We start from the raw sequence: 13,556 nt of genomic DNA, 5'->3' as shown, positions 1-13,556 counted from the left end.
TCGACGCGGACGGGGAGGATCCCCCGCAGCGTGAGGGTGGTGGCGGAGTCGGCCGCACTCCCCATCCGGCCGATCCCGTACTGCTCCCCCGTCCTGCCGCCGCCGCTCACCCGGCAGGCGACAGTGTTCCCGGCGCTGTGCGCGCACCCCCGTACGGTCACGGCACCGGAGTTCTCGTCGGTCCTGATCTCGTACCGGGTCCGGGGGGCGGCTGACGGACGCGCGGTGCGGACAGCCGGGTTGGTCCGGGTCTGAAGCATGGCGGTCATCGTGCGCCCCCTTGGTTCGGTACGAGCGGTTCCGGTTGCCGCCCTCCAGCCGGCCGGATCTCCGGCCCGCTGTCCTGCGGCGACATGGAAAATCCTGCCCGGCGGTTGTGATGGCGCTGTCCGCCGACTGTCACAGGGGTGTCACAGGGGCGGGCCCTTCGTCCTGCTCCGCCTCCATCCCTTGCGGACGCCGGTGACCGTCCTTCCGGTTCCCGTACGGGCGGTGACCGGTCCGGGGGGTGATTCGGCGCTGCGGGTGGGCCAAAATGGGGCCGTGCCTTTCCTCCTACTGATCGAGGACGACGACGCCATCCGGACCGGCCTCGAACTCGCCCTCACCCGCCAGGGCCACCGTGTGGCCACCGCCGCCTCCGGCGAGGACGGTCTGAGGCTCTTCAAGGAGCAGCGGCCCGACCTCATCGTGCTGGACGTGATGCTGCCCGGAATCGACGGCTTCGAGGTGTGCCGCCGGATCCGCCGCACCGACCAGCTGCCGATCATCCTGCTGACCGCCCGCTCCGACGACATCGACGTGGTAGTCGGCCTGGAGTCCGGCGCGGACGACTACGTGGTGAAGCCGGTGCAGCCACGCGTCCTGGACGCGCGGATCCGGGCCGTGCTGCGCCGCGGCGAGCGGGAGAGCTCGGACTCCTCCGCGTACGGCAGCGTGGTCATCGACCGGGCGGCGATGACCGTCACCAAGGACGGCCAGGACCTCCAGCTCACCCCGACCGAGCTGCGGCTGCTGCTGGAACTGAGCCGCCGGCCCGGGCAGGCGCTCTCCCGCCAGCAGCTGCTGCGGCTGGTCTGGGAGCACGACTACCTCGGCGACTCCCGGCTGGTGGACGCCTGCGTGCAGCGGCTGCGGGCCAAGGTCGAGGACGTGCCGTCCGCGCCGACGCTGATCCGCACCGTGCGCGGCGTCGGCTACCGGCTGGACCCGCCGACCGGCTGACCGGCCCGCGGCCCGGCCGCACCGCTTCCTGAACTCCCGTACGACGACAGGCTCCTGTGACTGACCATCAGACGACAGCCCGGCGCATCCCGGCCGGCCCGTGGCGGCGGCTGCGCTCCCTGCGGGTGCGGCTGATCGCGGTGTTCGCCGCGGTCGCCCTGCTCGCCGCGGTCTCCGCCTCCGGCATCGCGTACTGGCTGAACCGCGACGCGGTGCTCAAGCGCGCCCAGGACACCGCGCTGAACGACTTCCGGGTCTCGCTCAGCCGCAGCGTCTCCGACCTCCCGCTGCAGCCGAGTTGCGGCGACCTCACCCAGCTCGCCACCAACGTGGCCAGCTCCGGGCTGAGTTACGACGTGGTGGTGGTCGCCCCGGAGAACCCGGGCTGCTCCGCCTCCTCCGACCCGACGCACTTCACGCTGGCCGACGTCCCGGCCCCGCTGCAGTCCACCGTCGCCAAGCCGCGCGAGCTCACCGAGACCAACCCGTACCGGTACCACCTGTACTGGCAGCGGCAGAACCTGGAGGGCCGGCCGTACCTGATCGGCGGCACCAAGGTGGTGTCGAACGGCCCGACCGCCTACATGTTCAAGTCGCTGGAGAACGAGCGGGCCGACCTCAACACGCTCGGTATGTCGCTGGCCATCGCCACCCTGCTCGCGCTGATCGGCTCGGCGCTGCTCGCCCAGGCCGCCTCGGCGACGGTGCTGCGGCCGGTCCGCCGGCTCGGCGACGCCGCCCGGCGGCTCGGCGAGGGGCACCTGGACACCCGGCTGGAGGTCGACGGCGGGGACGAACTCGCCGACCTGGCGCGGACGTTCAACCGGACCGCGGAGGCGCTGCACGACCGGGTGGAGGAGCTGAGCGCGCGCGAGGCACAGAGCCGGCGGTTCGTCGCCGACATGTCGCACGAGCTGCGCACCCCGCTGACCGCGATGACCGCCGTCACCGACATCCTGGAGGACGAGGCCGAGTCGCTGGACCCGATGATCGAGCCGGCCGTACGGCTCGTGGTCAGCGAGACCCGGAGGCTGTCCGACCTGGTGGAGAACCTGATGGAGGTGACCCGCTTCGACGCCGGCACCGCCAAGCTGGTCGCCGACGAAATGGACATCTCCGACCTGATCATGTCCTGCATCGACGGCCGGGCCTGGTACGACGCCGTCGAACTGGACGCCCCGCGCGGCATCCTGGCCGTCGTCGACCCGCGCCGCCTGGACGTGGTCCTCGCCAACCTGATCGGCAACGCGCTCAAGCACGGCGGCTCGCCGGTGCGGGTGAAGGTCCGGCAGACCGCGGACACCGTCGTGGTCGAGGTCTCGGACAGCGGCCCCGGCATCCCGGAGGACGTGCTGCCGCACGTCTTCGACCGCTTCTACAAGGCCGACCGGGGGCGCGCCCGCTCGGAGGGCAGCGGCCTCGGGCTGTCGATCGCGATGGCCAACGCGCAGATCCACGGCGGGACGATCACGGCGGCGAACGGGGAGACCGGCGCGGTGTTCACCCTCACGCTGCCGGTGAACCGGCCGACGCCCCCGCCGCCCGCGCCGCCCGCGGACGGGCCCGAGGACGGCTCGCCCCGCGACGCCGCCGAGCCTAAGGACGCCACGTGACCTCCCTCGACCGCACCATCGCACGCCGCGCCGCCGGCATACTGCTGCTGCTCGCGCTGGCCTCCGGCTGCGGCATCCGGCCGACCGCCGTGCCGGTCGACGCCGGCGCCCCGGCCAGCCGGACGGCCTGCCCGACCGCCCCGCACGTGCCGCCCGCGCTGGCCACTCCGACCGGTCCGGCGCCGGCCGCCACCCCGGCCCGCGGGGTCGCCAAGGGCACGCCGAGCCCGTCGCCCACCCCGGTACCGCCGGGCAGCCCGCCGCCGGACAACGTGTTCAGCGCGGTCCCGACCGCGGGCTGCCGTTGACCTCCTGCGAAGGCACCCGGGGCGCGTTCCGGAATGTTCGCGCCCGGCGTGGAACCACCGCGCCACCGGCTCGCGTCGTTCCCCCCGTGCAGCGAGATGGCACCAGGACACGCGAGGGGCGTTCCGGCGCACGGACCGAGACCAGGCCGGCGGCGGTCGTCCACCGATCCCTGCGCCGTACCGGGCTGGCGGGGCTGGTCTGCCACCTGACGGTGGTGCTCTGGCTGGTCGTCCTCCGGCCCCTCCCGGTGGCCTGGGTGTACGACGCCAACCTGACGCCGCTGGCCTCGCTGCGGTCCTCGACGGGCTGGCAGGTGCTCGGCGAACTGCTGCTGCTGGCACCGCTCGGCGTCCTGCTCCCGCTGGCCGGCGGGCGGGTGCGGGCGCGCTGGCTGCCGTCCTTCCTGCGCACCACCGGCGTCTCCGCCCTGCTGGCGACCGGCCTGGAGTTCCTCTCCTCCTGGACGCCCGGGCACGTGCTCAACGTCGACCACATCCTGCTCGCGGTGATCGGCGTCGCCGTCACCCACCTCGCGCTGGTGCCCGGACTGCGGCGGCTGCTGCGGGAACGGCGGCCGCGGGCCCGGGCGGCGCGGACCGCGCGGACGGCCGTGCTGGCCGGCCCGGCGGTGACGATGGTCACTCCCGCCGTCGTCGCCCCGGCCGTCGTCGCCCCGGTCGCCACCGTCGCCGCCGGGGCCACACCGCCCGCGTCCTAGGGCCCGCTCGTCAGGCCGCCGCCTCGGGCACCACCCGGCCGCCGACCTCGATCAGCCCGCCCGGGCGCGGCCCGGTCATCAGCTGCGAGCCCGCGCCCTGGGTGATCGTCAGCGCCCGGCCGAGGTGCGCGGTCAGCAGCAGGGCGGCCGCGCCGGTCGCCTCGTCCTCGTCGATCCCGTCGCCCCGCCCCGGGAAGGCCCGCGCCCGGACCGTCCCGGCCGCCTCGTCCTGCCAGCACCAGGCGTAGATCCACTCCCCCGGCGGCGGCACCTCCAGCGCCTCCACCTCGGCCACCGAGTCGTACCGGCGCAGCGTCCGCCCCGGCGCCCACTCCGGCCGGGCCTCGATCCGGGTCAGCCCGTCCGCGCGGCGGACGCCCACCACCCCGGCCTCGGTGACCAGCCGATCCACCCCGAGCAGCCAGGCCGCGCCCACGCAGGGGTGGCCGGCGAAGGGCAGTCGTACCGTGGGCGTGTAGATGTCGATCGCACCGGCCGCCGGGTCGTCGACGAACACCGTCTCGCTGAATCCGAGTTCACGCGCCATCGCCTGACGGTCCGCGCGCCGCGGCAGCGCCGCGCCCGCGCGCACGACGCCGAGCGCGTTCCCGTACCGGCCGTCGGGCCCGCAAAAGACCCGCAACACCTCATAGTCGACCATTTCCCACCTCGTCAATAGCCGTTGCGGCAGAGCGAAACGACACCGTGATGAAAAGGCGACGACGGATGTCAGCCGCCTCCAGTACTGTGCGCTCTCGTCCCCGAACGGCGCTGCCGTTTTTTCACTCCTGTCACAGGAAGCCCCCCTTGAACAATCTCGACTTCAGCGCCGAACCGCTGTTCTCCTGGTACGTCGTGGCGCTCGCAGTCAGCGGCATCCTCCTTCTGGGCCTCGGCGCTTTCGCCTTCGGCGTGAAGTTCCTCCCGCGCATCCTCGCCATCGCGGCCGGCCTCGGGCTGCTCTACTACGCCTACTACATGACGTTCGTGTTCGAGGGCGGCACCTACACCCTGTACTACAAGCTGTTCGTCCTGCCGGTGCTGCTGATCGTCTACATGGTGAAGGCCATCGTGGAACGCAGCAACGCCAAGACCAAGGGGCAGCAGGCCGCTCAGCAGATGGCGCCGTTCAACCCGAACGCCCCGCAGGCGCCCTACAACCCGAACGCCCCGCAGGCGCCGTACAACCCGAACGTCCCGCCGCAGCAGGCCGCGCCGTTCGCCCCGCCGGCCGGTCAGCCGGGCGTGCCCGCGCAGCCCGTCGCGGACAACCCCTACGCGCAGCCCGTGCCGCCGGCCCAGCAGCCGCCGGTCGCCTGAACCGCGCCCGTACGGACACCTCCCGTCCGGACGCCGGAAGGCCCGCCCCGCACCACCTCACCGTGGTGCGGGGCGGGCCTTCCGCCGTGTCCGGGGTCCGGGTGCCGGGCCCGGGTCAGTTCCCGGCGCCCTGCGCGCCCTTGCGGCGGCGGGCCACGATCAGGGTGCCCACGCCGAGGGCGATCGCGGTCGCGCCGGTGATCGCCATCGGGGCGGCCGAGGAGCCGCCGCCGGTGGAGGCCAGCCGGGTGTCGGTGGCGGCCGGTGCGGCCGGTGCCCCGGCGGCCCGATCCGGCGTCGTGCCGGTGACCGCCGCGGCCGGGGCGACGGTGGGAACGCCGGCGGCGGACGGGGCGGCCGGGGTGGCATCGGTGGCCGCGGGGTCGGGGGCCGGGGTGCCGGCCGCGCCCGCGGCGGGCTCGATCCGGAAGCCGATCGGGGCGCTGGAGGTGCCGGCCTCGCGCTCGCCCGGGGCGGGCAGGCTGTAGCCGTTGGCGAACACCGACTCGGCGCCCACCGGGGCGTCCTTGGTGAAGGCCAGCCGGACGTTGACCGAACGGGTCCCGTCCTTGGGCAGGGCGATGACGTCGGCGTCCTTGCTGCCGGACCGCAGCCACATGGGCAGCTGGGTGCCGGGGATCTCCGACTCCTCCGGCGTGGCGGCCAGCCAGTCGCCGTTCGCGGTCTGGAACTCCAGCTTCGTCGCGGCGCCGCGGAGCACGTTCTGGCCCTGGAAGACGACCGCCGGCAGGATCCGCAGGTCCTTGCCGGTGTGGTTGGCGTACACCAGCTGGAACGTCTTCGCCTCGCCACCCGCGGTGAAGGCGGCGGGCGCGCCCTCGACCCTGACCTCCGGCAGCCCGGCGGGGGCCGGGTCGGGGGCCGGGGTGCTGCCGGCGACGGTGAAGTTCGGCGTTCCGCCCCAGGCCTGGGTGGGGGCCTGCCACGGGGGCAGGGTCGGGTCCGTGACCACCGCGCAGAGCGCCGCGGAAGCCGGGCCGGGAGTGGCGTCGGCGGCGAAGCTCAGCCGCAGGCGGTAGGTGGCCTCCGCGCCGGCCGCCAGGTGCAGCTGGGTGGCGAACTCGTCCAGCTCCCAGACGCCGCCGGTGGACGCGGCGTTCACCCTGGCGTCCTGCCACTGCGTGCCGCCCGGGCGCTGGAACTCCAGCTTGAGCTGACCCTGCTTGAGGGTGGACGACGCGACGGTGAAGCCGGTCGTCACGTTCACCTGGTGGTCGGCGGTGTTCCTGAGGGCCGTCGTGAACTCGACCGAGGTGCCCGCCTTGACCGTGTCGGGGAAGCCGCTCGTGACGGCCACGACGGGCGAGGCCTGGCCCTGCGGGCCGGGCGCGGTGGGCCCCGGGGCCGGGGTGGCGGGGCCGGCCGCGAGGGCGGCCGGGGCCGACGCCAGGGCGACGCCGGAAACCAGCGTGGCAGTTGCGGCGACGGCGAGGAATCTGCGGTGCTGGTAGCGCAATGGAACCTCACGGGAGAATTCGGGCGGGGCCCGAGAAAGACGCGAAATCGCAGACGTGAGGGGGCTTTTGAGCCCGGAAGAGGCGTCGCCGGTTCAGCCCCCCGACATCGGCGACGCGCGAAATCATATCCAGCCGGTCCGACCATTTCGCCACGGGGTTCCCGCCCCCACCCCCGCCCCCACCCACCCGCGGGCGAGGACTTTCGGCCCGCCGCCACAGGACCTCCGCCCTCGGGGGTGCCCCTGAGGCGTACCCCGAGGATGGGGTCACTCCCACCGGTGACCGATCGGGGGGAGGAATCGGCTCGCGGGCGGAGGAATCCGGGCCCGTCCGCACCGAAGATGGAATCACGCCCGCCGGACCGGCCGACCGGGCCACCACCCCAGGGAGTCGTCATGAGCGCACGTCTCGCCCGCCCCCGCCACAACCGCGTCATCGCCGGCGTCTGCGCCGGGGTCGGCGAGCGCTTCGGCCTCACCCCGTGGACCGTCCGGCTGATCTTCCTGCTGTCCTGCATGCTGCCCGGCCCGCAGTGCCTGGTCTACCTCGCGCTGTGGGTGCTGCTCCCCCAGGAGCCGTGAGCACCGGCGGGAAACCACGACGACGGGCCGCCCGCCCCGGGATTCACCGGGGCGGGCGGCCCGTCGTCGTGCCGGCGGCTCGGATCAGCCGGTCAGACCCGGCAGCGGCAGGGCGCCGGTCAGCCCGCCGATCGGGGTCTTGTCGACACCCGGGATGGTCGGGACGGCACCGCGCGTCTGGGTGACGCCGGCGACCGGCGCGGCCGGAGCGGCGGCCGGGGCCGGGGCGGCCGCGGCGTGGCCCGCGGTCGGGGCGAGGGTGCCGAGCGCACCGGTCACCTTGTCGCCGCCGGGCAGCTTGGCGGCGGTGTCGGTGACGGCGCCGGTCACCGCGGGGTTCGTCACCGCGCCGGTGGGCAGCCCGAGGCCGCCGGCCGCCTGGCCGTCGGCCGCGGAGGCCACCCCGGTGCCGACCGCCGCGATGGCGATGCCGAGCGCCGCGGTACCGGCGGCCTTGAGAGCCTGCTTCATGGTTCGTCCCCTTGGGTCCTCGTCGGTGGCCGGCGTCGGGCGGGGTCGGCGGGCGGTCGGAACCGCCGCCGCCACCGCCGTCTTCGGCATGACTGGCACACCGTAGTGAGAGGTTCGCGCCGGGACCAAAGGGCGTTCACTCGCCCGAGCGATTAGTCAGATGAACGCCAAGTTTCCTGTGGAGAAAGGGCGTTCACCCGACGAAGGGCGTGAACGAAACGGCTCAGTTGCCGCCGGTGCCCGCACTGAACAGCCACTCCGCCTTGAGCTCGGCGTAGCCCGGCTTGATCACGTCGTTGATCATCGCCAGCCGCTCGTCGAACGGCAGGAACGCCGACTTCATCGCGTTGACCGTGAACCACTCCATGTCCCCCAGCGTGTAGCCGAAGGCCTCCACCAGGTGCCCGAACTCCTGGCTCATGCTGGTGCCGCTCATCAGCCGGTTGTCGGTGTTCACGGTGACCCGGAACTTCAGCCGGCTGAGCAGCCCGATCGGGTGCTCGGCGTACGAAGCGGCCGCCGCGGTCTGCAGGTTGGAGGTGGGGCACATCTCCAGCGGGATGCGCTTGTCGCGCACGTACGCGGCCAGCCGGCCGAGCTCGACGCTGCCGTCCTCGTTCACCGTGATGTCGTCGACGATCCGCACGCCGTGGCCGAGCCGGTCGGCGCCGCAGCACTGCAGAGCCTCCCAGATCGACGGCAGGCCGAAGGCCTCGCCCGCGTGGATGGTGAAGTGGTTGTTCTCGCCCTTGAGGTAGTCGAAGGCGGCCTGGTGGCGGGTGGGGGGGTAGCCGGCCTCGGCACCCGCGATGTCGAAGCCGACGACGCCCGAGTCCCGGTGGCGGTTGGCCAGTTCGGCGATCTCCTGCGAACGGGCGGCGTGCCGCATCGCGGTGATCAGGGTGCCGATGCGGATCCGGTTGCCGGCCGCGCGGGCGTTGGCCTCGCCGAGCCGGAAGCCCTCCTGGACGGCCTCGACGACCTCGTCCAGGGTCAGGCCGCCCTCCAGGTGCTGCTCCGGGGCGTACCGGACCTCGGCGTACACGACGCCGTCCGCGGCCAGGTCCTCGGCGCAGTCGGCGGCGACCTTGATCAGGGCCTCGCGGGTCTGCATGACGGCGCAGGTGTGCGCGAAGGTCTCCAGGTAGCGCACCAGCGAGCCGGAGTCGGCGGCCTCGCGGAACCACTCGCCGAGTTCCTTGACGTCGGTGGTCGGCAGGCCTTCGTAGCCGGTCGCGGCGGCCAGCTCGACGACGGTCTCCGGGCGCAGCCCGCCGTCCAGGTGGTCGTGCAGCAGGACCTTGGGGGCGCGGCGGATCTGCTCGGGGGTGGGGATGCGCGGGCCGGTGCCCGCGGTGGTGACGGGGATCTGCTTCTCCATTGCGGAAATATAGCCCCTACGCGCGTAGACCCACCACCGACCGCACCGCCGGATGGTCCAAACTCCACCCCGAATTCCACCGGTCGGTCCATACGATCCGCCAAAGCCCGGACGGACCCGCCGGGTCAGTCGTGCTCCAACAACCGGCCCCGCCGGGACAGCACGAAATCCCGGAACGCCGCCACCGGCGGAGTCAGCGGCCGCCCCGCCGCCCAGGCCAGCCCGATCGCCCGCCGCGCCCGCGGCGCCGTCACCTCCAGCTCCACCACCCCCGGCCGGGGCACCAGCGCCGGCGGCAGCAGCGCAACCCCCAGCCCGGCCGCCACCAGCCCGCGCAGCGTCTCGGCCTCCTCCCCCTCGAACGCCAGCCGGGGCACGAACCCGGCCTGCGCGCAGAAGTCGTCCGAGATCACCCGCAGCCCGTACCCCTGCTCCAGCCCGACGAACGGCTCCTCGGCCACCTCCGCCAGCCGGATCCGCCGCCGGCCCGCCAGCCGGTGGTCGGCCGGCACGACCAGGTGCAGCCGCTGCTCGTCCAACGGGCGGACGGTGAACGCCGGGTCGTCCGGCAGCGGCGAGACCAGGCAGAGGTCCAACTCGCCCGCCCGCAGCCGCTCCAGCATCGCCGCGCCGTAGTCCTGCACCAGCTGGAACCGCACCTGCCGGTGCTCCGCCCGGAAGCCGCGCAGCAGGGCCGGCACCGCGTCCGGCCCCATCGTGTGCAGGAAGCCGAACGCCACCCGCCCGGCCGCCGGGTCCGCCTCCGCCCGGGCCGCCTCGGCGCCGCGCTCCACCTCGGCCAGCGCCCGCTCCACCGAGGCCAGCAGCAGCCGGCCGGCCCTGGTCAGCCGGACCGTCCGGCCCTGCCGGGCCAGCAGGTCCACCCCCAACTCCTCCTCCAGCCGGGCCACCGCCCGCGACAGCGTCGGCTGCGGCACCCCGAGCAGCGCCGCCGCCCGCGTCACGTGCTCCAGCCGCGCCACCGCCGCGAACTGGGCCAGCCGGGGCGCCAGCAGCAGCGCCGGCTCACCGGGCCCCAACTCGGCCACCCGGTGCCGCGACTCCGTACCGTCCACCGCTTCCGCCGCCATGCCGCCACCGCCTCGCCTCATACGCCAGTGCATCGATCATCGCCGCTTGATGCATTGGACGCATCAACGGCCGCGGTCCTACCGTCGAAACCATGCAGCCCGCCGATACCAGGGCATCCGTGCCCGCCCCGGATGCCTCCGCCGACCGCGCCCCCGACCACGCCCCCGACCACGCCGGCCGGCTCCGCCCCGGCCAACGCGCCTTCCGCCGCGCCAACCTGGCCCTGTTCGCCGCCGGGATCGCCACCTTCGCCCTGCTCTACTCCACCCAGGGCCTGCTGCCCGTCCTCTCCGCCGACCTCGACCTCACCCCCGGCCAGGCCAGCTGGACGGCCTCCGCGGCCACCCTCGGCCTCGCCCTCGGGCTGCTCCCCGCCAGCGCGCTCTCCGACCGGTACGGCCGCACCGCGGTGATGACCGCCTCCGTCCTGGCCGCCTCCGTGCTCGCCCTCGCCCTGCCCCTCGCGCCCGACCTCACCACCCTCGTCGCGCTGCGCGCCCTCCAGGGCGCCGCCCTCGCCGGCCTGCCCGCCACCGCCATGGCGTACCTCGCCGAGGAGATCCACCCCGGCGCCCTCGCCTCCGCGATGGGCCTGTACGTGGCCGGCAACAGCATCGGCGGCATGGGCGGCCGGCTCCTCTCCGGCTGGACCGCCGCCGCCCTCGGCTGGCGCTGGGGCCTGGCCGCCTCCGCCGCCCTCGCCCTGCTCGCCGTCCTCGCCTTCCGGCTGCTGATCCCCGCCGCCCGGCACTTCACCCCGGCCCCGGTGGACGCCCGCGCGCTCGCCCGCACGGTCGGACGGCACCTGCGCAACCCGCTGCTGGTCCGGCTTTACGCGCTCGGCATGCTCTTCATGGCCGTCTTCGGCGCGGTCTACAACACCGCCGGCTACCGGCTGATCGCCGCCCCCTTCCACCTGCCGGAGTCGGTCGCCGCCTCGATCTTCGTGGTCTACCTGGTCGGCACCGGCACTTCCGCCGCGGCCGGGCGCCTCTCCGCCCGCCTCGGCCGCCGCGGCGCGCTCTACGTCGCCATCGGCGTCACCACCGCCGGCCTGCTGCTCTCCCTCGCCGACGACCTGCTCTGCGCCGTACTCGGCCTGGTCCTCATCACCGCGGGCTTCTTCGCCGGCCACGCCACCGCCTCGGCCGCGGTCGGCCGCACCGCCACCGAGGGCCGCGCCCAGGCCTCCGCCCTCTACCTGATCGCCTACTACCTCGGCAACAGCCTCGGCGGCACCCTCGGCGCCGACGCCTACCACGCCACCGGCTGGCCCGGCGCCGCCACCGTCGGCCTCACCGCCATGACTCTCGCCGCCACCGTCACCCTCTACGCCACCCACCAGGCCCACACGGCCAGACGGGCGATCGCGGACGCTTGACAGCGGTCGCCGATAAAGTCCGGGATATGAGCATCGATCCTGCTGTGTACGCCCGGTTGCGTGAGATCGCGGATCAGCTGCCGCAGGTGCCGGGGATAGGGAAGGTCGAGATCGCGGACGGCGAGATCGTCATGACGATGTCGCCGGTGAAGCGCCACGAGCTCGCCGTGCTCCGCATCGCCCGGCAGCTCAACGCCCAACTGCCGACCACCCACCCCGGGTTCATCGCGCACCCGGGCGCCGATCTGGAAGACGCCGGTCTGGGCCGGCTCAGGCGGCCGGATCTCATGGTCTTCGCGGAGGAGACGCTGGAGCAGGAAGACGCCTCCCTCCTGCCCCACGAAGTCCTGCTGGTGGTCGAGATCGTCTCGAAGTCCGATCCGGAGAACGACTACGACGACAAGGTCCGCGACTACGCCGCCATGGGCATCCCGCTCTACCTGATCGTCGATCCCCGCACCGGCACCGGCATCGCACACTCCGAGCCCGGTTACGCGTCCCGAGAGAAGTTCGCGTTCGGCGACACCATCACCGTCGGCCCGTGGACCCTCGACACCAGCGTCCTGCGGACGTACGCCTGAGGTGGGAACGCAGAGCCGCCCGCCGGTACCCACCGGCGGGCGGCTCGTTCATGACCGCTGTCAGGCGATGCGGTCGAGCACGATCGGGTTCGGGGCGAACGCCGTGCCCGCCGGGGAGACCTCGATGCCGCCTTCGAGGGCCGCGATGGCGTAGTCGTAGCGGTCCGGGGTGTCGGTGTGCAGGGTCAGCAGGGGCTGGCCGGCCACCACGGTGTCGCCGGGCTTGGCGTGCATCTCGACGCCGGCGCCGGCCTGGACCGGGTCCTCCTTGCGGGCGCGGCCGGCGCCGAGGCGCCAGGCGCAGACGCCGACGGCGTACGCGTCGAGCTCGGTGAGCACGCCGGAGGCGGGCGCGGGGATGACGTGCTGCTCGCGGGCGACGGGCAGCGGGGCGTCGACGTCGCCGCCCTGGGCGGCGATCATGCGGCGCCAGTGGTCCATCGCGGAGCCGTCGCGCAGCGCGTCGGCCGGGTCCTTGCCGTGCACGCCGGCCGCGGCGAGCATCTCGCGGGCGAGCGCGAGGGTGAGTTCGACGACGTCGGCGGGGCCGCCGCCGGCCAGCACCTCGACGGACTCGCGGACCTCCAGCGCGTTGCCCGCGGTGAGGCCGAGCGGGGTGGACATGTCGGTGAGCAGCGCGACGGTGTTGACACCGGCGGTGGTGCCGAGGCCGACCATGGTGCGGGCGAGCTCGCGGGCGTCGTCGAGGTTCTTCATGAAGGCGCCGGAGCCGACCTTCACGTCGAGGACGAGCGCGCCGGTGCCCTCGGCGATCTTCTTGGACATGATCGAGGAGGCAATCAGCGGGATCGCCTCGACGGTGCCGGTGACGTCGCGCAGCGCGTACAGCTTCTTGTCGGCAGGCGCGAGGCCGTCGCCGGCCGCGCAGATGACCGCGCCCGCGTCGCGCAGCACGTCCATCATCTCCTCGTTGGAGAGCAGGGCGCGCCAGCCGGGGATGGACTCCAGCTTGTCGAGGGTGCCGCCGGTGTGGCCGAGGCCGCGGCCGGAGAGCTGCGGGACGGCGGCACCGCAGGCGGCGACGAGCGGGGCGAGCGGGAGGGTGATCTTGTCACCGACGCCGCCGGTGGAGTGCTTGTCGCTGGTGGGCAGCGGCAGCGAGGAGAAGTCCATCCGGACGCCGGAGCGGATCATCGCGTCGGTCCAGCGGCTGATCTCGTGCGGCTTCATGCCGTTCAGCAGGATCGCCATGGCCAGCGCGGACATCTGCTCGTCGGCGACCTCGCCACGGGTGTAGGCGTCGATGACCCAGTCGATCTGAGCGTCGCTCAGCTCGCCGCGGTCGCGCTTGGTCCGGATGACGGAGATGGCGTCCATGCGTGCTCCAAGAGGGGGTTCAGAAAGGCATCAAATGCGAAGAGTGCCGCGAGATGACCGGGTACCGGC

Annotated in this window: 14 protein-coding genes; 8 read left to right on the top strand and 6 right to left on the bottom strand. The window is 73.8% G+C overall.

Translation table 11 applies throughout. From position 1 onward, the window contains the following. The first annotated feature begins 543 nt into the window (after window positions 1-543). The 4 genes from ACPC54_RS21875 (at window position 544) to ACPC54_RS21860 (ending at window position 3,864) form a co-directional block, all read left to right on the top strand. Window positions 544-1,224, top strand: coding sequence for a response regulator (locus tag ACPC54_RS21875; RefSeq protein ID WP_045693468.1), 681 nt, complete (start codon window positions 544-546; stop codon window positions 1,222-1,224). Window positions 1,225-1,280: 56 nt separating this feature from the next. Beyond that, on the top strand, window positions 1,281-2,837 hold the full coding sequence (locus ACPC54_RS21870) for an ATP-binding protein (RefSeq protein WP_498966927.1): 1,557 nt from the start codon (window positions 1,281-1,283) through the stop codon (window positions 2,835-2,837). Next, a complete protein-coding gene (locus ACPC54_RS21865) occupies window positions 2,834-3,145 on the top strand; it encodes a hypothetical protein (protein ID WP_498966926.1) in 312 nt (103 codons plus the stop codon). The genes ACPC54_RS21870 and ACPC54_RS21865 overlap by 4 nt, the downstream gene beginning before the upstream one ends. A gap of 86 nt (window positions 3,146-3,231) precedes the next feature. Then, complete coding sequence (locus ACPC54_RS21860; protein ID WP_498966925.1) at window positions 3,232-3,864, top strand: VanZ family protein; 633 nt, start codon at window positions 3,232-3,234, stop codon at window positions 3,862-3,864. Window positions 3,865-3,874: 10 nt separating this feature from the next. On the opposite strand, the gene ACPC54_RS21855 is transcribed toward ACPC54_RS21860, so the two are convergent. Continuing rightward, window positions 3,875-4,525 (bottom strand): PhzF family phenazine biosynthesis protein, encoded by a 651-nt coding sequence (locus ACPC54_RS21855; RefSeq protein WP_498966924.1) that lies wholly within the window; start codon window positions 4,523-4,525, stop codon window positions 3,875-3,877. A 146-nt stretch (window positions 4,526-4,671) separates the two neighbouring features. On the opposite strand from ACPC54_RS21855, the gene ACPC54_RS21850 reads away from it, so the two are divergent. After that, window positions 4,672-5,184, top strand: a complete 513-nt coding sequence (locus ACPC54_RS21850) for a hypothetical protein (protein ID WP_498966922.1) — start codon at window positions 4,672-4,674, stop codon at window positions 5,182-5,184. Window positions 5,185-5,299: 115 nt separating this feature from the next. On the opposite strand, the gene ACPC54_RS21845 is transcribed toward ACPC54_RS21850, so the two are convergent. Then, on the bottom strand, window positions 5,300-6,661 hold the full coding sequence (locus tag ACPC54_RS21845; protein ID WP_498966921.1) for a hypothetical protein: 1,362 nt from the start codon (window positions 6,659-6,661) through the stop codon (window positions 5,300-5,302). A gap of 396 nt (window positions 6,662-7,057) precedes the next feature. Here ACPC54_RS21845 and ACPC54_RS21840 point away from each other — a divergent pair, with 396 nt between their 5' ends. Next, entirely contained in the window at window positions 7,058-7,243 is a 186-nt protein-coding gene (locus ACPC54_RS21840; protein ID WP_498966918.1) for a PspC domain-containing protein, read from the top strand. Window positions 7,244-7,327: 84 nt separating this feature from the next. On the opposite strand, the gene ACPC54_RS21835 is transcribed toward ACPC54_RS21840, so the two are convergent. The 3 genes from ACPC54_RS21835 to ACPC54_RS21825 all read right to left on the bottom strand — a co-directional run bounded on the left by ACPC54_RS21835 (window position 7,328) and on the right by ACPC54_RS21825 (window position 10,186). Beyond that, a complete protein-coding gene (locus tag ACPC54_RS21835; protein ID WP_498966916.1) occupies window positions 7,328-7,714 on the bottom strand; it encodes a hypothetical protein in 387 nt (128 codons plus the stop codon). 223 nt (window positions 7,715-7,937) lie between these two features. Continuing rightward, on the bottom strand, window positions 7,938-9,095 hold the full coding sequence (locus tag ACPC54_RS21830; protein WP_498966915.1) for an adenosine deaminase: 1,158 nt from the start codon (window positions 9,093-9,095) through the stop codon (window positions 7,938-7,940). 125 nt (window positions 9,096-9,220) lie between these two features. After that, a complete protein-coding gene (locus ACPC54_RS21825; protein ID WP_498966913.1) occupies window positions 9,221-10,186 on the bottom strand; it encodes a LysR family transcriptional regulator in 966 nt (321 codons plus the stop codon). Between the two features lie 92 nt (window positions 10,187-10,278). Between ACPC54_RS21825 and ACPC54_RS21820 the strand changes: the two genes are divergently transcribed. Together ACPC54_RS21820 and ACPC54_RS21815 are read left to right on the top strand one after the other, a co-directional pair. Beyond that, window positions 10,279-11,568 carry an MFS transporter gene (locus tag ACPC54_RS21820; protein ID WP_498966911.1) on the top strand — a complete coding sequence of 430 codons (1,290 nt, stop codon included), beginning with the start codon at window positions 10,279-10,281 and terminating at the stop codon, window positions 11,566-11,568. Between the two features lie 26 nt (window positions 11,569-11,594). Further along, a complete protein-coding gene (locus tag ACPC54_RS21815; RefSeq protein ID WP_498966909.1) occupies window positions 11,595-12,149 on the top strand; it encodes a Uma2 family endonuclease in 555 nt (184 codons plus the stop codon). 60 nt (window positions 12,150-12,209) lie between these two features. On the opposite strand, the gene ACPC54_RS21810 is transcribed toward ACPC54_RS21815, so the two are convergent. After that, window positions 12,210-13,487: a thymidine phosphorylase gene (locus ACPC54_RS21810; protein WP_498966908.1), complete on the bottom strand. Its 1,278-nt coding sequence runs from the start codon at window positions 13,485-13,487 to the stop codon at window positions 12,210-12,212. Window positions 13,488-13,556 lie beyond the last annotated feature (69 nt).

The sequence above is a fragment of the Kitasatospora sp. NPDC094028 genome, from assembly GCF_049543595.1.
Taxonomy (GTDB): Bacteria; Actinomycetota; Actinomycetes; order Streptomycetales; family Streptomycetaceae; genus Kitasatospora.
The sequence above is the reverse complement of the archived record's forward strand: the minus strand, read 5'-3'. Positions and strand labels throughout refer to the sequence as shown.